Annotated in this window: 21 protein-coding genes, 2 tRNA genes and 1 pseudogene; 15 read left to right on the top strand and 9 right to left on the bottom strand. The window is 75.0% G+C overall.

Going from position 1 to position 21,801, the window contains the following annotated elements; genetic code table 11:
* The first annotated feature begins 51 nt into the window (after positions 1 to 51).
* The 5 genes from BMZ50_RS17545 to BMZ50_RS17525 all read left to right on the top strand — a co-directional run bounded on the left by BMZ50_RS17545 (position 52) and on the right by BMZ50_RS17525 (position 4,388).
* A tRNA-Glu gene (locus tag BMZ50_RS17545) sits at positions 52 to 124 on the top strand.
* 117 nt (positions 125 to 241) lie between these two features.
* Positions 242 to 314: transfer RNA gene (locus BMZ50_RS17540), tRNA-Glu, on the top strand.
* A gap of 145 nt (positions 315 to 459) precedes the next feature.
* Positions 460 to 1,548, top strand: a complete 1,089-nt coding sequence (gene galT / locus BMZ50_RS17535) for a galactose-1-phosphate uridylyltransferase (RefSeq protein ID WP_091327673.1) — start codon at positions 460 to 462, stop codon at positions 1,546 to 1,548.
* Positions 1,545 to 2,702 (top strand): galactokinase, encoded by a 1,158-nt coding sequence (gene galK / locus BMZ50_RS17530; RefSeq protein ID WP_091327311.1) that lies wholly within the window; start codon positions 1,545 to 1,547, stop codon positions 2,700 to 2,702. Before galT ends, galK begins: the two co-directional genes overlap by 4 nt.
* 255 nt (positions 2,703 to 2,957) lie before the next feature.
* On the top strand, positions 2,958 to 4,388 hold the full coding sequence (locus tag BMZ50_RS17525; RefSeq protein WP_091327309.1) for a hypothetical protein: 1,431 nt from the start codon (positions 2,958 to 2,960) through the stop codon (positions 4,386 to 4,388).
* Between the two features lie 11 nt (positions 4,389 to 4,399).
* Here BMZ50_RS17525 and BMZ50_RS17520 read toward each other — a convergent pair whose 3' ends face one another.
* A complete protein-coding gene (locus tag BMZ50_RS17520) occupies positions 4,400 to 5,101 on the bottom strand; it encodes an IclR family transcriptional regulator (RefSeq protein WP_177212856.1) in 702 nt (233 codons plus the stop codon).
* An 85-nt stretch (positions 5,102 to 5,186) separates the two neighbouring features.
* Here BMZ50_RS17520 and leuC point away from each other — a divergent pair, with 85 nt between their 5' ends.
* On the top strand, positions 5,187 to 6,599 hold the full coding sequence (leuC, locus tag BMZ50_RS17515; RefSeq protein ID WP_091327305.1) for a 3-isopropylmalate dehydratase large subunit: 1,413 nt from the start codon (positions 5,187 to 5,189) through the stop codon (positions 6,597 to 6,599).
* Between the two features lie 5 nt (positions 6,600 to 6,604).
* Complete coding sequence (leuD, locus tag BMZ50_RS17510) at positions 6,605 to 7,210, top strand: 3-isopropylmalate dehydratase small subunit (protein ID WP_091327303.1); 606 nt, start codon at positions 6,605 to 6,607, stop codon at positions 7,208 to 7,210.
* On the opposite strand, the gene BMZ50_RS17505 is transcribed toward leuD, so the two are convergent.
* Genes BMZ50_RS17505 through cofC form a run of 3 tightly spaced genes read right to left on the bottom strand, consistent with a single transcriptional unit; the run spans position 7,168 to position 10,883 of the window.
* Entirely contained in the window at positions 7,168 to 8,166 is a 999-nt protein-coding gene (locus BMZ50_RS17505; protein ID WP_091327301.1) for a bifunctional NUDIX hydrolase/histidine phosphatase family protein, read from the bottom strand. The two genes, leuD and BMZ50_RS17505, sit on opposite strands and share 43 nt — an antisense overlap.
* Entirely contained in the window at positions 8,150 to 10,210 is a 2,061-nt protein-coding gene (locus BMZ50_RS17500) for an RNA degradosome polyphosphate kinase (protein WP_245753707.1), read from the bottom strand. Before BMZ50_RS17500 ends, BMZ50_RS17505 begins: the two co-directional genes overlap by 17 nt.
* 40 nt (positions 10,211 to 10,250) lie before the next feature.
* The gene (gene cofC, locus BMZ50_RS17495; RefSeq protein ID WP_245753706.1) at positions 10,251 to 10,883 is read right to left on the bottom strand and encodes a 2-phospho-L-lactate guanylyltransferase; all 633 of its coding nucleotides are present in this window, start codon (positions 10,881 to 10,883) and stop codon (positions 10,251 to 10,253) included.
* Positions 10,884 to 11,069: 186 nt separating this feature from the next.
* On the opposite strand from cofC, the gene BMZ50_RS17490 reads away from it, so the two are divergent.
* From BMZ50_RS17490 to BMZ50_RS17480, 3 genes are read left to right on the top strand one after another with little or no spacing between them, the layout of a single operon-like run.
* A complete protein-coding gene (locus BMZ50_RS17490) occupies positions 11,070 to 11,852 on the top strand; it encodes a lysophospholipid acyltransferase family protein (protein ID WP_091327297.1) in 783 nt (260 codons plus the stop codon).
* A complete protein-coding gene (locus BMZ50_RS17485; protein WP_091327295.1) occupies positions 11,849 to 12,865 on the top strand; it encodes an NAD(P)H-dependent glycerol-3-phosphate dehydrogenase in 1,017 nt (338 codons plus the stop codon). The genes BMZ50_RS17490 and BMZ50_RS17485 overlap by 4 nt, the downstream gene beginning before the upstream one ends.
* Positions 12,862 to 14,025, top strand: a complete 1,164-nt coding sequence (locus tag BMZ50_RS17480; protein ID WP_245753705.1) for a cystathionine gamma-lyase — start codon at positions 12,862 to 12,864, stop codon at positions 14,023 to 14,025. Before BMZ50_RS17485 ends, BMZ50_RS17480 begins: the two co-directional genes overlap by 4 nt.
* Positions 14,026 to 14,040: 15 nt before the next feature.
* On the opposite strand, the gene BMZ50_RS17475 is transcribed toward BMZ50_RS17480, so the two are convergent.
* Positions 14,041 to 14,838, bottom strand: a complete 798-nt coding sequence (locus tag BMZ50_RS17475) for a CDP-alcohol phosphatidyltransferase family protein (protein WP_091327294.1) — start codon at positions 14,836 to 14,838, stop codon at positions 14,041 to 14,043.
* A 95-nt stretch (positions 14,839 to 14,933) separates the two neighbouring features.
* Here BMZ50_RS17475 and BMZ50_RS17470 point away from each other — a divergent pair, with 95 nt between their 5' ends.
* Positions 14,934 to 16,085 carry a D-alanine--D-alanine ligase family protein gene (locus BMZ50_RS17470; protein ID WP_091327292.1) on the top strand — a complete coding sequence of 384 codons (1,152 nt, stop codon included), beginning with the start codon at positions 14,934 to 14,936 and terminating at the stop codon, positions 16,083 to 16,085.
* Positions 16,082 to 16,732, top strand: coding sequence for a hypothetical protein (locus tag BMZ50_RS17465; protein ID WP_091327289.1), 651 nt, complete (start codon positions 16,082 to 16,084; stop codon positions 16,730 to 16,732). Before BMZ50_RS17470 ends, BMZ50_RS17465 begins: the two co-directional genes overlap by 4 nt.
* 6 nt (positions 16,733 to 16,738) lie before the next feature.
* Here the strand turns inward: BMZ50_RS17465 and BMZ50_RS17460 are convergent, their stop codons facing one another.
* Both BMZ50_RS17460 and BMZ50_RS17455 read right to left on the bottom strand, forming a co-directional pair.
* Positions 16,739 to 17,218, bottom strand: a complete 480-nt coding sequence (locus tag BMZ50_RS17460; RefSeq protein WP_245753704.1) for a DUF3515 domain-containing protein — start codon at positions 17,216 to 17,218, stop codon at positions 16,739 to 16,741.
* Positions 17,219 to 17,385: 167 nt separating this feature from the next.
* Positions 17,386 to 17,619, bottom strand: coding sequence for an Lrp/AsnC ligand binding domain-containing protein (locus tag BMZ50_RS17455; RefSeq protein WP_091327285.1), 234 nt, complete (start codon positions 17,617 to 17,619; stop codon positions 17,386 to 17,388).
* A 92-nt stretch (positions 17,620 to 17,711) separates the two neighbouring features.
* Between BMZ50_RS17455 and BMZ50_RS17450 the strand changes: the two genes are divergently transcribed.
* The 3 genes from BMZ50_RS17450 to BMZ50_RS17440 are packed head-to-tail and all read left to right on the top strand — an operon-like array spanning position 17,712 to position 19,919.
* The gene (locus tag BMZ50_RS17450) at positions 17,712 to 18,752 is read left to right on the top strand and encodes a thiamine-phosphate kinase (RefSeq protein WP_245753703.1); all 1,041 of its coding nucleotides are present in this window, start codon (positions 17,712 to 17,714) and stop codon (positions 18,750 to 18,752) included.
* On the top strand, positions 18,736 to 19,305 hold the full coding sequence (locus BMZ50_RS17445; protein ID WP_091327281.1) for a GNAT family N-acetyltransferase: 570 nt from the start codon (positions 18,736 to 18,738) through the stop codon (positions 19,303 to 19,305). Before BMZ50_RS17450 ends, BMZ50_RS17445 begins: the two co-directional genes overlap by 17 nt.
* A complete protein-coding gene (locus tag BMZ50_RS17440) occupies positions 19,278 to 19,919 on the top strand; it encodes a cytidylate kinase-like family protein (RefSeq protein WP_091327279.1) in 642 nt (213 codons plus the stop codon). Before BMZ50_RS17445 ends, BMZ50_RS17440 begins: the two co-directional genes overlap by 28 nt.
* A gap of 20 nt (positions 19,920 to 19,939) precedes the next feature.
* On the opposite strand, the pseudogene BMZ50_RS17435 reads toward BMZ50_RS17440, so the two are convergent.
* A pseudogene (locus tag BMZ50_RS17435) lies at positions 19,940 to 20,825 on the bottom strand (IS982 family transposase).
* 78 nt (positions 20,826 to 20,903) lie between these two features.
* Positions 20,904 to 21,733 (bottom strand): IS5 family transposase gene (locus BMZ50_RS17430; protein WP_425432016.1). Its coding sequence is split into 2 segments (ribosomal slippage): positions 20,904 to 21,374 and positions 21,377 to 21,733, totalling 828 coding nucleotides; the frame shifts between segments, so codons are not numbered across the junction.
* Positions 21,734 to 21,801 lie beyond the last annotated feature (68 nt).

Below are 21,801 nucleotides of genomic sequence, written 5' to 3'. Positions count from 1 at the left end.
AGCTGTTGTCCTGGAAACAGCGTTCCTCCGAGCACCACCGCACGACCGCACGGCCCCGTCGTCTAGCGGCCCAGGACGCCGCCCTCTCACGGCGGTAGCGAGGGTTCGAATCCCTTCGGGGCTACGGCAGGCGAGAGCCCCCGGCCATCCGGCCGGGGGCTCTCGTCGTTCCGGGGGACGCTGCCCGACCCGGGGTCGGTGTCCGGCTGCCGGGACGGGCGTGGCAAAATGCTGTGCGCACGGCCCCGTCGTCTAGCGGCCCAGGACGCCGCCCTCTCACGGCGGTAGCGAGGGTTCGAATCCCTTCGGGGCTACAGCGGGCGAGAGCCCCCGGCCATCCGGCCGGGGGCTCTCGTCGTCCCGGCCACCGGGTGCACGGCCCCGGTAGCCGGTGAGCAACGGCGGGGCTAGCGTCTGGACGCCGCTCACGCCCGGTGACCGGAGGCAGGAAGAGCAGTGGTGGTCCGGACGAGCCGTCGGCTGGCCGACGGCCGGGAGATCCTGTACTTCGCCGCGGGGACGCAGGCCCCGCAGCGGACCGCGGTCGACCCGCGGGAGCTGCCCGCGGTCAGCACCCGCTCGCAGCTGCGGTGGGACCCGCTGCTGGGCGAGTGGGTGGCGCTGGCCTCCCACCGGCAGTCCCGCACGTTCCTGCCGCCGGCCGACCGGTGCCCGCTGTGCCCCACGCGCCCGGACGGGCCGCCCACGGAGATCCCCGAGGCCGGCTTCGAGGTGGCGGTCTTCGAGAACAGGTTCCCGGCACTGGCGACGGCGGTGGAGTTCGACGTCCCGCCCTCGGCGCCGGGGGCGCCGCTCACGCAGCTGCGCCCGGGGTTCGGGCGCTGCGAGGTGGTCGTCTTCACCAGCGAGCACGACCGGTCCTTCGCCACCCTCGGGCCCGAGCGGGCGCGGCTGGTCGTCGATGTGTGGGCCGACCGCACCGCCGAGCTGTCGGCGGTCGAGGGCGTCGAGCAGGTGCACGTCTTCGAGAACTCCGGCGAGGAGATCGGGGTGACCCTCTCCCACCCGCACGGGCAGATCTACGCCTACCCGTTCGTGACGCCGCGGGTGGAGAAGGTGCTGGCCTCGGTCGAGCGGCACCGGCGGGCGACCGGGGGCGACCTGTTCGCCGACGTCGTCGCCGCCGAGCGCAGCGGGCCCCGGGTGGTGGCCGCGAACGAGCACTGGACGGCGTTCGTGCCGGCCGCGGCCCGCTGGCCCTACGAGCTGCAGCTGTTCCCGCACCGCCGCGTGCCCGACCTGCCGGCGCTGACCGGCGAGGAGCGCGACGCCTTGGCCGGGATCTCCCTCGACGTCCTCGGCCGGTTCGCCCGCCGGTTCGACACCCCCATGCCCTACATCTCCTCGTGGAACCAGGCGCCGGTGGGCCGCGGCCGGGAGGACTGGTGGCTGCACCTGCAGCTGTTCTCCCTGCGCCGCGCCCCGGGGAAGCTGAAGTACCTGGCCGGCTCGGAGTCGGGCATGGGTGCCTTCATCAGCGACACCACCCCCGAGGACGTCGCCGAGCAGCTGCGGAGCGTGCGGTGACGGCTGCCGCACGGGCCCGGCGGGCGTTCGCCGAGGCGTTCGGCGGGCAGCCCGAGGGCGTGTGGGCCGCGCCCGGCCGGGTGAACGTCATCGGCGAGCACACCGACTACAACGACGGCTTCGTGCTGCCGGTGGCCCTGCCGCACACCACCCGCGCCGCCGTGGCCCGGCGCAGCGACGGGCGGGTGGCGCTGGTCTCCGCGCAGCACCCGAGCGACCGGGTGGAGGTGCCGGTCGCCGAGCTGGCGCCCGGGCGCCCGGGCGGCTGGGCCGGCTACCCGGCCGGGGTGGTCGACGCGTTGCGGGACCGGGTGCGCGGCGGACTCAGCGTGCTGGTCGACGGCGACGTCCCGGCCGGGATGGGCCTGTCGTCGTCCGCCGCGCTGTCCTGCTCGGTGGCGCTGGCGCTGCGCGACCTCGCCGCGCCCGACCTGGCCGTCGCCGACCTGGTGGACGTCGCCCGCCGGGCGGAGAACGACTTCGTGGGCGCGCCGACGGGCATCCTCGACCAGTCCGCGTCGCTGCTGTGCACCGCCGGGCACGCCCTGTTCCTGGACACCCGCGACCGCAGCTCCGAGCAGGTGCCCCTGGACCTGGCGGCCGCCGGGCTGGAACTGCTCGTCGTCGACACCGGGACCGCGCACGACCACGCCACCGGCGGCTACGGGGACCGGCGGCGGGAGTGCGAGCAGGCCGCGGCCCGGCTGGGCGTGGCCGCGCTGCGCGACGTCCCCGACGTCACCGCGCCGGCCGCGCTGGACGACGGCACCCCCGAGGGGGCGGTGCTGCTGCGCCGGGCGCGGCACGTCGTCACCGAGAACGCCCGGGTGCTCGAGGTCGTGCGCATCCTGCGGGACACCGAGGACCCGGCGGCGATCGGGCCGGTGCTCACCGCCGGGCACGCCTCGCTGCGCGATGACTTCCAGATCTCCACGGTCGAGCTCGACACCGCCGTGGTCACCGCCCTCGAGGGCGGTGCGGCCGGCGCCCGCATGGTGGGCGGCGGCTTCGGCGGCAGCGCCGTCGTGCTCGTCGATGCCGCGCTGACCAGCACAGTTGCGACAATGATCACGGATCGGTTCGCGCAGGAGGGGTACCGCGCGCCGCGGACCTTCACCGTCGTTCCGTCGCCGGGGGCCCGCCGCATCGCCTGAGCCCACCCGACCGGGCCCCGAGCCCGGGGACGCCCTGCGCCCGGACGCGTCGTTCGTCGCCGCCGGGCGGCGTTCGTGGTCGGCGTCGTGGTCGGCATCGCGCGGTGCTCGTGGTCGTGTTGAACCTGGCGCTCCGGTGAGCGAGCATCCGAGCGCATCCAGGGGCACGGCAGCGCCGCGCGGGCGGCCGACGAGCGCCAGCGGGGAGGACGCGTGAGCGAGGCGCGAGAGATGAGCGAGCACCGGTAGCCGGTGATGGCGGCAGCGTCCGGCCTCGCGTCGGCCGCGCGGGCCCTGCGCCGGTGGGCCGACGCGGCGATCGCCGCCGGGCTCTACGCCGTCGCCGCGGCGGTCGGGCTGGCCTCGGTGGCCGCGGTGAACGCCCAGGGGCTGCTCTCCGGCGAGGAGGTCTCGGTGAGCCTGCTGGACGTGGTCGCGGTGCCCGGCCGCTTCCAGCCCACGGTCTACGCGACCAACTTCGCCGGGCACGTCCAGTTCTGGCTGTTCTCCCACCTGGACCCCTCCTTCGACCTGTTCTACGGGCGCACCTGGAAGGCGCTGGCCATGGCGCTGGTGGCGCCGCTGGTCCACGCGACCCTGCGCCGCCGGCTCGGCTGCGGGCGGGGACCGGCAGCGCTGGGCGCGCTGGCGGCCGTCCTCCTGCCCGGCGTCGGCGCCGTGGCCTGGCTGGCGACGGAGAACGGCCTGGAGGTCGTGTGGGGCCTGGCCGCGCTGCTGCTGGCGACCTCGCAGCGGCGGGTGTGGGTGCTCGCGCCGGTCGCGGCCGGGGTGGCGGTCTCCAGCTATGGCGCCGGGCTGGCGTGGGCCGGGGCGGTGGGCGCGCTCGTCGCCGTCCGGCTGGTCCGCTCCCCGAGCCGGGTACGCCACCTGCGCGCCGTTCTCGCCGCGTCCGCGGCCGGGCTGGCCGTGGTGCTCGTCCCGCTGGTGTGGTGGGAGGGCGGTGGGCGGATCGTGCTCGGCGGCGGGTCGGTGGGTTCCGCCGATCCGGTGGCCGCGCTGCGCAGCCTGGGAGGGGAGCTGTTCGTCCGGGGGGAGTCCTACTACTACTTCACCGACGCGCCGGCGCTGGGCTCCCCGTGGCTGGCCGGCGTCCTGGCCGTCGCGGTGGTCGCCGGCACGGCCCTGCGGCCCCGGCTCTGGCCGTGGACGCTCGCCCTGGTCCTCACCGTGGTGCTCTACGCCCTCAGTGGCGGGGTGCTCGGCGTCCGCCGGGCGGTGGCGATCCCGGTCCTCGTCGCCCTCGCCCTGGCGGTCGTGGTCGACGTCCTGGCCCGTCGCCGGGCCCCGCTGGCCCGGTTGCTGCTGGTCACGGCGGCCGGGGTGGCGGTGCTGGGCCCGCTGGGAGGGCAGTACCTCGACATCCGCGACGGGTGGCGGACCGGCCGGTACGCGTTGCCGCGCGACTTCGACTTCCCGATCGCCGAGGGCGCGACGATGGCCGAGGAGGTCACCGCGCTCACCGGCCGGCTGAACTCCGGCGCGGCGACGTACCGGGAGATCGCCGCCGAGCGGGAGGGGGAGCGCTCCCTGGCGATGGCGTGGCTGCTCGCCGTCCGGCGGGGCGGCGACCTGACCGGGCTGGCTACCCCGGAGCAGATCGGGGACCTGGTGGCCGAGAGCCCGCGCTGCACCGCCGACTGCCGGCCGGTGCCCGGGCGCCCCTGATCACCGGAAGGTCAGCGCACCGCCCGGGAGATGGCGGCGGCCGCGTCGAGCACCGCGCCGACCACCTCGGGAGCGGGGCGCCGGCCCAGCCGTTCGATCGGCCCGGAGATCGACACCGCGCCGAGCACGCCGCCGGCGGAGTCCCGGACCGGGGCCGACAGGGAGGCCACCCCCGGCTCCCGCTCGGCGATGCTGTGCGCCCAGCCCCGCCGGCGGACGTCGAGCAGCGTGCGGGCGGTGAAGCTCGCCGACGGGAGCAGCGGGTTCACCTCGTCGGCCGGGGCGAAGGCCAGCAGCGCGTGCGCCGCGGACCCGGCGGTGAGGGGCAGGTGGGCGCCCACCGGGACGGTGTCGCGCAGCCCGCTGGCGCGCTCGGCGACCGCGACGCAGACCCGGCTGGCGCCGTCGCGCACGTAGAACTGCGCACTCTCCCCGCTGATGTCGCGCAGGGTGGCCAGGTGCCGGCCGGCGAGCTCGGCGAGGTCGGCGACCCCCCGGCCGAGCTCGGCCAGCGCCGGCCCGGGCGCCCACGCGCCGGCGGCGGTCCGGCGGACCAGCCGGTGCCCCTCCAGCGCCACGGCGAGGCGGTGGGCGGTGGCGCGGGGCAGCCCCGTGCGTTCGACCAGCTCGGCGAGGGTCGCCGGCTCGGCCGCGACGGCGCGGAGGATGGCCACTGCTTTGTCCAGCACGGCGACGGGGTTAGGCTGTCCCACACAGCAATACTCGCATCCCATTCCGTGAGATGACCAGCAGGCATCCGGTGCCGGGAGCGAGCCGCCACCCAGGAGGGGACCAGTCGTGCCGAAGACCCTGGCCGAGAAGGTCTACGACGCCCACGTGGTGCGCAGCGCCGCGGGCGAGCCGGATCTGCTCTTCATCGACCTGCACCTCGTGCACGAGGTGACCAGCCCGCAGGCCTTCGACGGGCTGCGCGCCGCCGGGCGCACGGTCCGCCGCCCCGACCTCACGATGGCCACCGAGGACCACAACGTCCCCACGCTGGACATCCTCGCGCCCATCGCGGACCCGGTGAGCCGCGCGCAGGTGGAGGCGCTGCGTCGCAACACCGCCGAGTTCGGCATCCGGCTGGCCCCCATGGGCGACCGCGACCAGGGCATCGTGCACGTCATCGGCCCCCAGCTCGGGCTGACCCAGCCGGGGATGACGATCGTCTGCGGCGACAGCCACACCTCCACCCACGGCGCGTTCGGCGCGCTGGCCTTCGGCATCGGCACCAGCGAGGTCGAGCACGTGCTGGCCACCCAGACGCTGCCGCAGTACCGGCCCAAGCAGATGGCGGTCACCGTCGACGGCGAGCTGCCCCCGGGCGTGTCGGCGAAGGACATCATCCTGGCCGTCATCGCCGAGATCGGCACCGGCGGCGGCCAGGGCCACGTGATCGAGTACCGCGGCAGCGCCATCGAGAAGCTCTCGATGGAGGCCCGGATGACGATCTGCAACATGTCGATCGAGGCCGGCGCGAAGGCGGGGCTCATCGCCCCCGACCAGACCACCTTCGACTTCCTGCAGGGCCGCCCGCACGCCCCGCAGGGCGCCGACTGGGACGCCGCTGTCGAGTACTGGAAGACCCTGCGCACCGACGAGGGCGCCGTCTTCGACCGCGAGGTCCGCATCGACGCCTCCACCCTGACGCCGTTCGTCACCTGGGGCACCAACCCCGGCCAGGGCCTGCCGATCTCGGGCAGCGTGCCGGACCCGGCGCAGTTCGCCGACGAGAACGACCGCCGCGACGTCGAGGCCGCGCTGGCCTACATGGGGCTGACCGCCGGCACCCCGCTGCGCGAGATCAAGGTCGACACCGTCTTCCTCGGCTCCTGCACCAACGGCCGGATCGAGGACCTCCGGGTCGCCGCCGAGCTGCTGCGCGGGAAGACGATCGACCCCGCCACCCGGATGCTCGTCGTCCCCGGGTCCGTCGCCGTCAAGGCCCAGGCCGAGGAGGAGGGCCTGGACCAGGTCTTCGTCGCGGCCGGCGCCGAGTGGCGCGGCGCGGGGTGCTCGATGTGCCTGGGCATGAACCCCGACCAGCTCAAGCCGGGGGAGCGCTCGGCCTCCACCAGCAACCGCAACTTCCAGGGCCGGCAGGGCAAGGGCGGTCGCACCCACCTGGTGAGCCCCGCCGTCGCCGCCGCCACCGCGCTCACCGGCACGCTCACCGCGCCCGCCGACCTCGAGAACGCTGGAGTCTGACCCCGATGGACGCCTTCACCACCCACACCGGCACCGCGGCCCCGCTGCGGCGCACCAACGTCGACACCGACCAGATCATCCCGGCCGAGTACCTCAAGCGGATCACCCGCACCGGCTTCGAGGACGGCCTGTTCGTCGCCTGGCGCACCAACGAGCCGGACTTCGTGCTCAACAAGCCCGAGTACGCCGGCGCCTCGGTCCTGGTCGCCGGCCCCGACTTCGGCACCGGCTCCTCCCGCGAGCACGCCGTCTGGGCGCTGCTGGACGGCGGCTTCCGGGTGGTCATCAGCTCCCGGTTCGCCGACATCTTCAGGAACAACTCGACCAAGGCCGGGCTGCTCACCGTGCTGCTCCCGCAGGCCGACGTCGAGGCGCTGTGGACGGCGGTCGAGGCCGACCCCACCACCGAGGTGACCGTCGACCTGCAGGCCAAGGAGGTCCGGTACGCGGGTGTCACGGTGCCGTTCGACATCGACGACTACACCCGCTGGCGGCTGCTCGAGGGCCTGGACGACGTCGGGCTGACCGAGCGCCACCTGGCCGACATCGACGCCTACGAGGCCGCCCGTCAGCCCTGGCTGCCGAAGGCGCTCCCGGTCCTGCCGGCCTGAACCGGAGCCGATCCCGGCGCGCTCTCGGGTGCGTCGGGATCGGCCTCGAAGTCCCGGTAGTAGTCCGCGGCCAGCTCCCCGGGCCGGCCGCCGAGGGCCCACACGCTGCCCTTGGCGGCGGGCGGATGCAGCCGCGCGGCGACGCCGGGCCGGCCCACCCCCAGGCTGAGCAGCACCGACGGGATCGCACCGCCCTGGCTGCAGACCACGCTGACCCCCGGGGTGCCCCGGGGCGACAGGAGCCGGTTCACCACCGCGAGGCCCGCCTGGGGGTCGGCGGCGAACTCCTGCTCCCCGAGCTCGGGCAGGTCCTGCACCGGCAGGCCCAGCCGCTCGGCCAGCGGTTCCACCGTCTGCCGGCAGCGGGTGCGGGGGACCGTGAACACCTCGGTGGGCCCGAACAGCGGCAGCACCTCGGCCAGCCGCCGCGCCTGCCGGCGGCCCTTGCTGTCCAGCGGTCGCAGGTCGTCGTGCCCCTCCCAGCGGGACTTGTCCCCGGCCCGCCCGTGCCGCACCAGCAGCAGGGTCGGCGCCCGGGGGACGTCGGTGCGCCCCAGGTCGGCCAGCACCGCCCGGTCGGCCTCGTGGGTGACCAGGGCAGCGGCCTCGGGCAGGGGGAGCCAGCGCAGCCGGTCGACCTCCTGGTTGGCGACGAACTCGCCGCCCACGACCCGCATGAGCCAGTAGTCGACCCGCTTGGCGCCCACCGGTAGGGCGTACTCGGTCCGCAGGCTGCGCCGCCCGGCGACGACGCCCAGCCCGGTCTCCTCGGTCACCTCGCGGACCGCCGCGGTCAGCGCGTGCTCGCCGGCGTCCAGCTTGCCCTTGGGCAGCGACCAGTCGTCGTACCTGGGACGGTGCACCACGGCGGTCTCGACCGTGCCGTCGTCCGCCGGGCGCCACAGCGCCCCGCCGGCCGCCCGCACGACCAGGCCGGTGTCAGCTTCCGTGCTCACTGGCGGCCGCCATCAGCTCGGCCTGGTAGTCGCGCTCCCCGATGCGCCGCCACACCGCGTCGCTGCCGAGCTCCCAGCAGCGGACGTCGTCGGCCATCGCCGCGTCGAAGATCTCCTGCAACTGGCGCTGCGCGGTCTCGTCGCAGACGCGCAGCAGCACCTCCACCCGGCGGTCCAGGTTGCGGTGCATCAGGTCGGCGCTGCCGATCCACCACTCGGGGTCGCCGGCGCCGGCGAAGTTCATCACCCGCGAGTGCTCGAGGAAGCGGCCCACGATCGAGCGCACCCGGATGTTCTCCGACAGGCCCGGCACCCCCGGGCGCAGCGCGCAGATCCCGCGGATGAGCAGCTCCACGGGCACCCCAGCGGTCGAGGCCTCGTACAGCGCGTCGATGATCTGCTCGTCGACCAGCGAGTTGACCTTGATGCGGATCCCGGCCGGCCGGCCGTCCGCGGCGTTGCGGGCCTCCCGGTGGATCCGCTCCAGCAGCCCCGCGCGGATGCTGTGCGGGGCGACCATCAGCCGCCGGTAGCTGGTCTGCCGCGAGTACCCGGTGAGGGTGTTGAACAGGTCGGTGAGATCGGCGCCCACCCCCGGGTCGGCGGTGAGGATGCCGAGGTCCTCGTAGATCCGGGCGGTCCGGGGGTTGTAGTTGCCGGTGCCGATGTGGCAGTACCGGCGGATGACGCCGTTCTCCCGGCGCACCACCAGCGCCGTCTTGCAGTGCGTCTTCAGCCCCACGAGCCCGTAGACGACGTGGCAGCCGGCCCGCTCCAGCGAGCGGGCCCAGCTGATGTTGGCCTCCTCGTCGAAACGCGCCTTGATCTCCACGATGACGACGACCTGCTTGCCGGCCTCGGCCGCGTCGATCAGCGCGTTGACGATGGGGGAGTCGCCGGAGGTGCGGTAGAGCGTCTGCTTGATCGCGAGCACGTGCGGGTCGGCGGCGGCCTGCTCGATGAACCGCTGCACGCTGGTGGCGAACGACTGGTAGGGGTGGTGCACCAGCACGTCGCCCTCGCGCAGGGTGGCGAACACGCTCGTGGGCGACTCGCCCTCCGACAGCCGCGGGTGGGTGGCCGGCACGAACGGCTCGTCCTTGAGCTCCGGCCGGTCGAGGGCGTAGACCTGCCACAGGGAGGCGAGGTCGAGCAGCCCCGGCACGTGGAAGACGTCCCCGGGCTGCATCTCCAGCTCCGAGAGCAGCAGTTCGAGGATCTGCGGGTCCATCGACTCGGTCACCTCGAGCCGGACCGCCGGCCCGAACCGGCGCCGGGACAGCTCCCGCTCCATGGCCTGCAGGAGGTCCTCGTCCCGGTCCTCCTCCACCTCGACGTCGGCGTTGCGGGTGACCCGGAACGGATGGTGCGCGACGACCTCGAGACCGGGGAACAGCTGCGGCAGGTGCGCCGCGATGAGGTCCTCGAGCGGCAGGAAGGTCGCCGCGTGGTCGGGGGGCTCGACGGCGACGAACCGCGGCACGTTGTTCGGGACCTTGACGCGGGCGAAGTGCGACACCCCGGTCTCCGGGTTGCGCACCAACACGGCGAGGTTGAGCGACAGACCGCTGATGTAGGGGAAGGGATGGGCCGGGTCGACCGCGAGCGGGGTGAGCACCGGGAAGACCTGGTCGCGGAAGTACTCCCGCAGCCGCGGGGCGGCGTCCTCCGGAAGGTCCTCCCAGTGCAGGATGCGGATGGCGGCGTCCTCGAGCCGGGGCGCGATGTCCTTGTTGAAGTCGTCCGCCTGCCGGCGGACCAGCTCCTGGGTGCGCTGCTGGATGAGCTCGAGCTGCTCGCGGATGGTCAGCCCGTCGGGGGAGCGGACGGTCAGGCCCATGCTCCGCCGGCGCTTCAGCCCGGCCACGCGCACCATGTAGAACTCGTCCAGGTTGCTGGCGAAGATCGCCAGGAACTTCACCCGCTCCAGCAGCGGCAACGACTCGTCCTCGGCCAGCTCCAGCACCCGGGCGTTGAAGTCCAGCCAGGACAGCTCGCGGTTGAGGTACCTCTCGGCCGGGGCGAGGGGACGAGTGGTGGTCACCCGCCCATCGTGCCGCAGGATGACCGGCCGCGGGCGGCCCTCAGCCGGTGCGATCCCCCAGCGCGGCCAGCAGCGCGGCGGTGTGCCGGCCGACGCCGAGGGCCACGGCGGCCCGCAGGTCCTCGGGGGTGTCCACGTCCCGGGCCAGCCCGGGCCAGGCGCCGGTCAGCGGCAGCGCGCCGCCGGTCCGGTGCCGGGCCGCCGAGCCGGCGCCGAAGGCCGGGGCGAGCTCGACCCCGGTCGCGGTGAGCAGCGTCGTCCCCGTGCCCTGCGCGTCGGCCACGAAGCAGCGAGGCGCCGACACCGCGGCGGTCAGCGCGGCGGAGAGCTCCTCCGGGCGCAGCGCGGGGAGGTCGGAGGACAGGGCGGCGACCGCGGCGCCGCCGGCGGCGCGCGCCCCGTGGGCCAGGGCGGGGTTGAGCCCCCGGTCGGGCTCGTCGGGCACCGTGCGGGCGCCGAGGCCGGTGACGACCGCCGCGGCGGCCGGGTCGTCGGTGACCACCACGACGCCGGTCACCGCGGGCGCGGCCAGCGCGGCGGCAACCGTGTCGGCCAGCAGGGCCAGCACGAGCTCGGCGTGCGCGCTGCCGGAGAGCCCGTCGGGCAGCGGGGTCAGGCGGGTCTTGGCGACAGCGAGCCGTTTCGCCGGGATGACGACCGACCAGGGGAGCACGGCCACAATGTGAGCACACCGGCCCCGTTGTGGGACCCGGTGCACCCTGGTCTGTTGCCCAGGCCCGATAGTGGTCTGCGGCCCGGGCCCGATGATGGGGCGCAGGTCATGGCCCGGCGCGGCAGGCGCGGCGGTGCAGGAGGGAGGGAGCCGGTGACCCCCGAGGGTTCCCCGGATGGAGCCGCGATGCGCCGCCCCGGATCGGCACCGTCCCGGTGGCACACCCGTCGGCCGATCCCCCCGGCCCTGTGGCTGTGCTTCCTCGTCGTCCACCCGGTGGCCTCGCTGCTGTTCCGGCTCCGCTACCGGCACGCCGAGCGGATCCCCCGGACGGGCCCCGTGCTCGTGGTGGCCAACCACGTGTCGATCCTCGACCCGCTGGCCTGCGCCCGGCTGGTGTGGGACAGCGGCCGGGTACCGCACTTCCTGGCCAAGTCGTCGGTGTTCAAGGGGGCGGCCGGCCGGATCCTGCGCGCCGCGGGCCAGATCCCGGTCGCTCGCGGCTCGGCGGACGCCAAGGGGTCGCTGAACGCCGCGGAAGCCGACCTGGCGGCCGGCAACGTCGTGGTCCTCTACCCGGAGGGCTCCGTCACCCGGGACCCCGACTGGTGGCCCATGCAGGCCCGGACCGGCGTGGCACGGCTGGCGATCACGACCGACGCCGTGGTGCTGCCGGTGGCCCAGTGGGGCCCGCAGCGGCTGCACGACTACCACGCCAAGAAGCTGCACCTGCGGCTGCGGGTGCCCGCCGACTACCTCGTCGGCGAGCCGATCGACCTGGAGGACCTGCGGGCGCAGGTGCGCGCCGGCCGGCCGGTGACCGGTGAGCTGCTCCGGGAGGTGACCGACCGGATCATGACGGTGGTCCGCGACCAGCTGGCCGAGCTGCGCGGCGAGCCCGCGCCGGCGGCGTTCGCGCGGCGCCCGGGGAACGGGGCGTCCACCGACCTGCCGGGGAGCGCCGCGTGAACCCACAGAGCGGGCAGGGCGCCCGCGCCGCCGTGCTCGGGGCAGGCTCCTGGGGCACGACCTTCGCCAAGGTTCTGGTCGACGCCGGCTGCGCGGTCACCCTGCACGCCCGGCGTCCGGAGCTGGCGCGGGCGATCAGCGAGGACCGGGAGAACCCCGACTACCTGCCCGGGATCCGGCTGCCGAAGGGGCTGCGGGCCACGGCCGACCCGGCCGAGGCGCTCCGGGCCGCCGAGCTGGTCGTGCTCGCCGTCCCGTCGCAGTCGCTGCGGGACAACCTCGTCCAGTGGGCGCCGCTGCTCCCGCCGGACGCGGTCCTGCTCTCCCTGATGAAGGGCATCGAGCTCGGCACCACCAAGCGGATGAGCCAGGTCGTCTGCGAGATCACCGGCGCCGGGCCCGACCGCGTCGCGGCGATGTCGGGGCCCAACCTCGCGCGGGAGATCGCCGAGGAGCAGCCGGCCGCGACCGTCATCGCCTGCGCCGACCAGCAGCGGGCCGAGCAGCTGCAGGCCGCCTGCCACACCCCGTACTTCCGGCCCTACACCAATCCGGACCTGGTCGGCTGCGAGCTCGGCGGAGCGGTGAAGAACGTCATCGCGCTGGCCTGCGGTATCACCGAGGGCATGGGCTTCGGCGACAACACCCGGGCATCGCTGATCACCCGGGGGCTGGCCGAGACCGCTCGGCTGGGCGCCGCACTGGGGGCGGAGCCGACCACCTTCGCCGGGCTCGCCGGGCTGGGTGACCTGGTCGCCACCTGCAGCTCGCCGCTGTCCCGCAACCGCACCTTCGGCGAGAAGCTCGGCCGGGGCATGACGGTGGAGCAGGCGCTGCAGACGACCCGCCAGGTCGCCGAGGGCGTGAAGAGCTGCCGGTCGGTGCTCGACCTGGGCCGCGCGCACGGGGTCGACATGCCGCTCACCGAGGCGGTCGTCCGGGTGTGCCACGAGGGCGTACCGGCGGCGCAGATGGTCAAGGAGATCATGTCCCGCGAGGCCAAGCCGGAGTGATCGCCGACGGTCCGTGGGGCGACAGCCCGGGCGAGGACAGCTGGGGTGACGGCACCCGGTCGGTCCGCGCGGGGGAGCCGGCGGCCGAGCCGGGCGCGCCGCTGCGCCCCTCGCCGGTCTTCGCCGCCCCGTACCACCTGGGCGAGCTGCCGCCCCGCGCCGGCGGCGCCGACGCCTACGCCCGCACCGAGCACCCGACGCTGCGGGTGTTCGAGGCCGCGGTCGGTGCGCTCGACGGCGGCCGCTGCCTGTCCTTCGCCACCGGCATGGCCGCGATCAGCGCCGCGGTGCTGGCCACCGCCCGGGCGGGGGACCGGGTGGTGCTGCCCGCGGACGGCTACTACACGACCCGGCTGCTCGCGCGCGAGGAGCTGGAACGCTTCGGCGTCCGTGTCGAGTACGTGCCCACCCCCGAGATCGAGGCGGTCGCCGCCCGCGGGGACCTCGAGGGCGCTCGGCTGGTGCTGCTGGAGACCCCGAGCAACCCGCAGCTGGACGTCTGCGACATCGCCGCCGTGGCCCGTGCCACCCGGGCGGCCGGGGCCGTCCTCGCCGTCGACAACACCACGGCCACCCCGCTGGGGCAGCGCCCGCTGGCGCTCGGCGCCGACCTCACGCTCGGCAGCGACACCAAGGCGCTGACCGGGCACAGCGACCTGCTCCTCGGCCACGTCAGCACGACCGACGGGGAGTTGCACGCCCGCATCAAGGCGTTCCGCGACCACACCGGCGGCACGCCGGGGCCGTTCGAGGCGTGGCTGGGGCACCGGTCGATGAGCACGCTGGACCTGCGGCTGGCCCGCCAGGCGGAGTCGGCCGCGGCGGTGGCCGAGCTGCTGGCAGGCCACCCGGCGGTCACCGGCGTCCGCTGGCCCTGGCGGCCCGGTGATCCGTCCTTCGCCCTCGCCGCCCGGCAGATGCTGCGCCCCAACGGGGTGGTCTCCGCCGAGCTCGCCGACGAGGCGGCCGTGGCCCGGCTGCTCCGGGCCAGCCGGCTGTGGGCCGCGGCCACCAGCTTCGGCGGCGTGCACAGCACGATCGACCGGCGGGCGCAGTGGGGCGGGGACGCCGTCCCCGGTGGGTTCGTGCGGCTCTCCTGCGGGATCGAGGACACCGCCGACCTCGTCGCCGACCTCGCCGCCGCCCTCGACGTGCTCTGAGCCCGGCCGGGCGGGTCAGCCGGCGGCGGCCTGTCGGCGGTACGCCGCCCGGGCGGTCAGCCAGCCGCTGACGGCGACGTAGTAGCCGAGGTAGGCCAGGGACAGCGCCACGAGCAGCGGGTGCGGGTCGGGCACCTGGAGCAGCAGGACGGCGTAGCTGACCAACCACAGCGCGCTCAGCGCGAGGCTGAGCCCCCGCAGGGCCTGCGTGCGCGACGGGTACAGGTAGCGCACCGGGACGAAGACCAGCACCGAGCAGACGACGAGCACCGCCGCGATCGTCCCCGGCCCCAGATCCAGGACGACGGCGTAGAAGGCCACCACGTTCCAGTAGCTCGGGAAGCCGAGGAACGTGTGGTCGGAGGTCTTCGCGTCGACCCGGCAGAACTGGTAGCTGGAGGCCAGCAGCGGCAGCGCGGCCACGGCCCAGCCGAGCGGGCCGTCGGGCAGCGAGCCGGTGGTCCACAGCAGGACGACGGGGGCGAACACGTAGGTCAGGTAGTCGACGATGTCGTCGAGACGGGCCCCGTCGAACCAGGGGATCGTCTCCTTGACCCGCAGGCGCCGGGCGAGCATCCCGTCGGTGCCGTCGATCACGAGGGCGGCCAGCATCAGCCACAGCGCGGTGACCGCGTCGCCGTCGAACGCCGCCAGCACGATCAGCAGCGCCAGCACGGTGCCGCTGGCGGTGTAGAGGTGGACCGCGGACCCGGCGAGCCGCAGCCCGCGGGGGAACGGCCGCGGCCGATCGTCGTCGCCGGCCGTCGTCCCGGTTCGGGCCCTGTCCGGCGGGGCCGCCACGTTCTCGCGCATCGGCGTCGAGGCTCCCACACCTCGCGGCCTCGGGTGCGCGGCCCGCCGCCCCGTCACCGGGGCGGATCCGGGCGGCTCGACTAGGGTCGGCCGCGATGAGCGGACAGGCAGGCAAGCTGCGCGTGGCGGTCGTCTTCGGGGGCCGCAGCGCGGAACACTCGATTTCCTGCATCTCCGCCGGCGCCGTCCTCGCGGCGCTGGACCCGGACCGGTACGAGGCGATCCCCGTCGGGATCACCCGCGACGGGGGGTGGGTGCTGCCCGACCCCGGGCTGCGGCTGGAGATCGTCGACGGGGTGCTGCCCGAGGTCACCGGCGGCACCCCGGTGACGCTGGTCGGGGACCCCGCCTTCCGCGGGCTGCTGCCCCTGGCCGGGGACGAGCCGCGCACGGAGCTCGACGTCGTCTTCCCGGTGCTGCACGGTGCCTACGGCGAGGACGGCACCATCCAGGGGCTGCTCGAGATGAGCGGCCTGCCGTACGTGGGCTCCGGCGTCTTCGCCAGCGCGGCGTCGATGGACAAGGAGTTCACCAAGAAGCTGCTGGCCGCCGCGGGCCTGTCCCAGGGCGAGCACGTCGTCCTCCGGGACGCCTCCGGGGCGCTGCGGGCCGACCCCGGCCTGCTGGACGACGCCGCGCGGGAGCGGCTGGGGCTGCCGGTGTTCGTCAAGCCCTCCCGCGCCGGGTCGAGCATCGGGATCAGCCGGGTGACCGACTGGGCGCAGTTCCCCGAGGCGGTGGCGGTTGCGGCCGCTGTGGACCCGAAGGTCATCGTCGAGGCCGCCGTCCCCGGCCGGGAGATCGAGTGCGGCGTGCTGACCGGCCCCGACGGCGGCACCCCCCGGGCCAGCCTGCCGGCGGAGATCCGGCTGCGGCCGGGGACCGACTGGTACGACTTCACCGCCAAGTACCTCGAGGACGCCGCCGAGTTCGACGTCCCCGCCGGCCTGACACAGGCGCAGACGCGCGCGGTGCAGGAGGCGGCCGTGCGGGCCTATCTGGCGCTGGACTGCGCCGGGCTGGCCCGGGTCGACTTCTTCCTGGGCGTCGGCCCCGACGGGGCCGAGCGGCTGGTCGTCAACGAGGTCAACACCATGCCCGGCTTCACCCCGATCTCGATGTTCCCGCGGATGTGGGCGGTGACCGGGGTGGGCTTCGCCGAGTTGGTGGACCACCTCCTGGCGGCCGCCCCGGCGGTGCACGGCGCCCGCGACCGCCCGGCAGTGGACCGGGACGCACGGGCGTGACCCTGCCGGTGCCCGGCCGGCTCACCGGGCTGGCGCTGCTGCTGGTAGCGCTGCTGCCGGGCTGCACGACGGCGGTCGAGGGGGAGGCCACCCCGGCGCCCGCCCGGCCGACGCCGGCCTCACCGGAGGAGCTGGAGGCGCTGCTGGTCACGGAGGTGCCCTCCGACCTGCCCCGGGTGCCCGACGAGCACCTGACCCCTCCGGCGGGGGAGAAGTCCGTCGACGACGTCGCCGGGTACGCCGACGACCCCGAGCGCGAGCGGGAGATCCTGGAGCACTACGGCTACCGCTACGGCTGGGAGCGCTTCTGGGGCGGGGCCGCGGGCGCGCTCACCAGCGTCTTCGTCGACCAGTTCGACGACCGCGCCGGCGCCGGCGCCTACGCCCGGGACCTCGCCGCCAACGAGGCCGAGTACTACGACGGCGTGCTGCGGGAGGACCCGCCGCGCCTGCCCGGGGGGTGCCGGCTGCTCACCGTGGAGGACGCGCACACCGACTCGGGCCTGACCGGGCCCGCGGCGTTCGCCTGGTGCGGGCACGGGGTCTTCAGCGTGGCCGTGACCGCGGTCGGCGGGTCGGTGGAGGAGGCCATGGCCGAGGTGCACGCGGTCGTCGAGGCGCAGCTGGAGCGGCTGCCGCCGTCCTGAGCCGGGTCAGCCGCCCGGCTGCGGCTCCTGCACCGGAAGGGCGTCGTTGATCACCGGGCCGAGCGCGGTCACCGGGGCGCTGTCGGTGGCGGCCGGGAGCGTCACCCGGACGTGCACGGGGCGGTCGACCGTGGTCCAGACGGTGGCGTCGGGATCGCTGGTGTCGACGAACCACTGCACGCCGTTGATCTGGATGAGCGGCGACGTGGCCTCGAAGCCGGCGGGCGGCTCGACCCCGCAGACCAGCACGATCGGTGGCTCACCCCAGGCGTAGGCGTAGGGCGAGTCGGACCGCACGGGGCGGGAGGGCTCCCCGGTGAGCTCGAGGGGCAGCGCGCCCATGAGCGCCGGGCACCAGGCGTCCGCCTCGGGCGTCACCGGCGGCACCTCCACCTCCAGGGGCGGCAGGTCGGCCCGCTCCGGGGTGGGGGTGCCGGAGACCTCGGCCACGCCGTCCCCGCTGCCGTCGGCGTCGTCCCCGCCCACGACCCGGACCAGGACGAGGAGGACGACGACGAGCGGCAGGACGACGGCGGTGACGATCAGCGCGAGCCGCCGCAGGGGATCGTCCTGCCGAGGCGTCGGTCGGCCGGGTTCCCCCGGGGGCGTGGACTCCCGGGGTGCGTCGGCTGGAGGGTTCTCGGTCAGGAGCTTCAGATGTTGACGACGGGGCAGGTCAGTGTGCGGGTGATGCCGTCCACCGACTGTACGCGCGCCACCACCAGGCGGCCGAGCTCGTCGACGGTCTCCGCCTCGGCGCGCACGATCACGTCGTAGGGGCCCGTGACGTCCTCGGCCTTGGTGACGCCCGCGATCGAGCTGATCGTCGAGGCGACCTGGGCGGCCTTGCCGACTTCGGTCTGGATGAGGATGTAGGCGTGGACCACGGGAGACCTTTCCTCGGGCAGCGCTGCCGTAGCGGCGTCCGCGCCGGTCGGCGGACAGTTCGGCAACCTACCCCAGCGCTGCGGAGTGACCGGTGACTCGCCCTCGCCCGCTGGTTCCGCGGGACGATCCGGCCGACAGCGTGCGGGTGGTCGGCGAGTTCGGGGTGATCGCCCGCGTCGTGGCCCGGGCGGGTACCGCGCGGGTCGCCGACGTGGGCCCCGGTGACGACGCCGCGGTGCTGCGCGCGCCCGACGGCCGGGTGGTCGCGACCACCGACGTGCTCGTCGAGGGCCGGCACTTCCGGCGGGACTGGTCGTCGGCGGAGGACGTCGGCCACAAGGCGGCCGCGGCCAACCTGGCCGACGTGGCCGCGATGGGCGGGGTGACCACGGCGCTGCTGGTGGGCCTGGCCTGCCCCCCGGGCACCCCGACGTCCTGGTTGGAGGGGCTGGCCACCGGGCTGGCCGAGGAATGCGCCCCGCTGGGGGCCGCCGTCGTCGGCGGGGACACCGTCGCGGCCGCCCCCGGCAGCGACGCGATCGTCGTGTCGATCACCGCGCTCGGGGACCTCGCCGGCCGCGCCCCGGTGCTGCGCTCGGGCGCCCGGCCGGGCGACGTCCTCGCCCTGACCGGCCGGCTGGGGTGGTCGGCCTGCGGGTTGGCGGTGCTGCGGCGCGGCTTCACCAGTCCGGTGGCGGCGGTGACCGCCCACCGGCGGCCGACCCCGCCCTACGCGGCGGGACCCGCGGCCGCCGACGCCGGGGCGACCGCGATGTGCGACGTCAGCGACGGGCTGCTGGCCGACGCCGGGCACCTGGCCGAGGAGAGCGGCGTGCTGATCGAGATCGACCGCTCGGCGCTGCAGCGGGCCACGCTCGAGCCGCCCGGCCCGCTGCAGCAGGTGGCCGCCGCGCTGGGCGGCGACCCGATGGCCTGGGTGCTCACCGGCGGGGAGGACCACGCGCTGATCGCGACCTTCCCCCCGGGGGCCGAGCTGCCCGAGGGGTGGACGGCGATCGGCTCCGTGCGCGAGGCGCCGGAGGGCTGGGGGGTGCGGGTCGACGGCGACCCCGCCGACGCCGTCGTCGCGGCCGTCGGCGCGGAAGGGGCGGGGCATGTCCACTTCCGCTGAGGTCGGGCCGACCGACGGGCGGGTGGTGCGGCTGCGGCCGGTGCCCTACGAGCACCCGGTCGCGCGGCAGCTCGTGGACCGGGTGCAGCGCGAGTACGTGACCCGGTACGGCGGGCCGGACGAGGCCGTCGTCGACCCGGCCGAGTTCGCGCCGCCCGCCGGGCTGTTCCTCGTCGCGGAGGTGGACGGCGTCCCGGCCGGGTGCGGTGCCTGGCGGGTGCACGAGGCCGGTGTCGTGGAGGTCAAGCGGGTCTACGTGGAGCCGGGGTTCCGGCGCCGCGGCCTGGCCCAGGTGCTGGTGCGCGCCCTGGAGGCGAGCGCGGCGGCGGCCGGTCACCGTGCGGTCGTCCTGAACACCGGCGACCGGCAGCCCGAGGCGCTGGCGCTCTACGCCGCCCTGGGCTACACCCCGGCACCCGGTTACGGGAGGTACGCCGACTCGCCCGGGGCGGTCTTCCTCGGCAAGGATCTCCCGGCGGACGGCGTGGACCAGGACCGGCCGCGCCAGCACGGGGAGGAGGGGCCATGGGCACCGGAACGCACGGCATCGTGACGGTCTCGGCCTCGTACGGGGCCGGGGGGCACGAGGTGGGGCTCGCGGTCGCCCACGGGCTGGGCCTGGCCTTCCACGACCGCGCCATCCCCGTGCAGGTCGCCGGCCGCCTGGGCGTGTCCCTGGCGGAGGCGGAGGCGAACGACGAGACGGTGGCCCGTGGCCTGTGGCGGCTGGTGGCCTCGCTGGGCACGATGCCGGACCCGGTGGGCGGGGTCGTGCCCGTCGCCCAGCTGCCCGACGAGCGGGCCTTCCGCCAGCAGACCGAGCGGATCGTGTCCGAGATCGCCGAGGGGCCGGGCGGGGTGGTGCTGGGCCGCGCCGCCGCGATGGTGCTCGGGAACCGGCCGCGCACCCTGCACGTGCGCCTGGACGGGCCGCGGGAGCGCCGGCTGGACGCGATCGTGGCCCGCTCCGGGCGGCCGCACGAGGAGGTCCGGCGGGACCTGGAGGCCAACGACGGGGCCCGGGAGGCCTACGTGCGGCATTTCTACCGCTGCGATCCCTCGGCCGCTCGGAACTACCACCTCGTCCTCGACAGCACGGTCCTGCCGCTGGACACGGTCGTCGACATCATCGTCCTCGCGGCGCGGGCGCGCGGCATCGGGAGCTAGACGAGTAAGTCCGAAGTCGGTCAGTGGTCGTAGGCGATCAGGGATCGGGTGATCGGCTGGCCGGTGGCGCGGTTGTGCCAGATCGCGGCGGTCAGGGCCAGCAGGCGTTGGGCGACTCGGCTGGTCACGCCGGGGAGCGTGCGTGCGCCGTGCAGCTCGAGGTCCAGCTGGCCTTTGAGGGTGTCGTAGACGGACTCGATCAGTTGACGAATCGGTGCCAGCAGCGCCTGTCCGGGGCGCGGCTGCGGAGAGACGGGCGCAGCAGGTCGGCGCCGCGGGCATGCAGGTAGTCATCCAGCTCGGCGGAGATGTAGCCCTTGTCGGCGAGCAGCAGCAGGTGGGGGCGGTCGGTGAGGAGGTGCGGTTCCTGGTCGAGCATGCACATCAGCACCTGGCGTTCGTCGACCTTGGGGTCGGCCAACGCCCAGGTGACCGGCAGCCCGGCGGGGTGCAGACCAGGTGCAGCCGCAGCCCCCAGAACCAGCGCGAATGTGACCGGCACCAGCCGTAGCCGGCGATTCCGGCCAGGGCCGAGCGCAGCGCGGCCGGGCGGGAGCGGGCGCATTCCACCGGGGTGGAGTCGACCAGCCAGACCGGGTCGGTCCACAGGTCGGTGTCGGCGGCCAGGTCCCGGATCACCCGCTTGAGCAGCGGGAGCGCGCCACGCAGCCGCTTGTTGTAGCCGGACTGGCCGGGCAGGTAGGGAAACGCTCCGGGCAGCGCCTCGGGCACCAGTCGCAGCCAGCGGGCCTCCGAGCGCACGCCCAGCAGGACCTGCGCGGTGGCCAGCGTGAGCAGCTCGGGGTCGGTCAGCCGCGGGCGACGTCCAGCGCGCACGCGACCAGCGAGAAAGTCATCGATCCAGACGTAGAGTGCGGTCAGGAGGGTGTTGAGGTCTGTCGTCACAAACAGAGCCTGAACACCCTCCGCCTCCAACTACAGGCCTGTGACTCTCCGGGCCGTTAGGACTTAGAAGACGTTTCATTAGTTCGGCGGTAGGCGGCGGGCGCAGATCAGCGTGACGGCGAGTCGGGCCAGCGCGGTGATCGTGGTTGCGGTCCGGTCGTAGCGCAGCGCGAGACGCTTGTAGGACAGCAGCCAGCCGAGGGTCCGTTCGACCACCCACCGGTGGCGGCCCAGCCGGGAGCTGGAGTCGCGGCCGATGCGGGCGATCCGGGCGGTGATCCCGCGCCGGCGCAGGTAGCGGCGGACCCGCGGAATGTCGTAGCCCTTGTCGGCGTGCAGCTTGACCGGCCGGCGGCGCGGATGGCCGCGGCCGCCGCGCTTGATCGCCGGCATCGAGTCCAGGATCGGCTCGACCAGCATGCTGTCGTGCCGGTTGGCGCCGGAGACGGCGATGTTCAGCGGCAGCCCGGTGGCGTCGACGAGCAGGTGGTACTTGCTGCCGGCCTTGCCCCGGTCGGTGGGGTTGGGGCCGGTCAGCGCACCCCCCTTTTGGCCCGGACGCTGACCGAGTCCAGGCTGGCCCGCGACCAGTCCAGCCGGCCCTGCTCACCCAGCCGGTCCAACACGGCCTGGTGGAGTCGGTCGAAGACATCGGCCTGGGCCCACTCGCGCATCCGCCGCCAGCACGTCACCCCCGAGCCGTAGCCGAGTTCGGTGGGCAGCTTGGTCCAGCCGATGCCGGTGGAGAGCACGAAGGCGATCCCCTCCAGCACCTCCCGGTCGCCGGTGCGCGGCCGGCCGGTGCGCCCGTGGATCGCCGGCTTCTGCGGTGGGATCAGCGGTTCGACCAGCGACCACAGCTCGTCACTGATCAACCGTGGTGGCGGGGAAGACACCGGCGACGACACGACCCGCAGCCTGCGCCGGTTCTTTACGGGCCGACAGAGCCCGACGACCTACTTACGAAACGTCTTCT

The sequence above is a fragment of the Geodermatophilus ruber genome (assembly GCF_900114385.1).
GTDB classification, from domain to species: Bacteria; Actinomycetota; Actinomycetes; order Mycobacteriales; family Geodermatophilaceae; genus Geodermatophilus; species Geodermatophilus ruber.
Note: the sequence above shows the minus strand (reverse complement) of the source record. Positions and strands in the feature narration are given on the sequence as shown.

Coding starts and splice junctions, on each gene's coding strand:
- BMZ50_RS17440 (WP_091327279.1), top strand. CDS start 19,278: ATGGGCACCGGAACGCACGGCATCGTGACGGTCTCGGCCTCGTACGGG.
- BMZ50_RS17525 (WP_091327309.1), top strand. CDS start 2,958: ATGGCGGCAGCGTCCGGCCTCGCGTCGGCCGCGCGGGCCCTGCGCCGG.
- BMZ50_RS17470 (WP_091327292.1), top strand. CDS start 14,934: ATGAGCGGACAGGCAGGCAAGCTGCGCGTGGCGGTCGTCTTCGGGGGC.
- BMZ50_RS17475 (WP_091327294.1), bottom strand. CDS start 14,838: ATGCGCGAGAACGTGGCGGCCCCGCCGGACAGGGCCCGAACCGGGACG.
- leuD (WP_091327303.1), top strand. CDS start 6,605: ATGGACGCCTTCACCACCCACACCGGCACCGCGGCCCCGCTGCGGCGC.
- BMZ50_RS17490 (WP_091327297.1), top strand. CDS start 11,070: ATGCGCCGCCCCGGATCGGCACCGTCCCGGTGGCACACCCGTCGGCCG.
- BMZ50_RS17445 (WP_091327281.1), top strand. CDS start 18,736: ATGTCCACTTCCGCTGAGGTCGGGCCGACCGACGGGCGGGTGGTGCGG.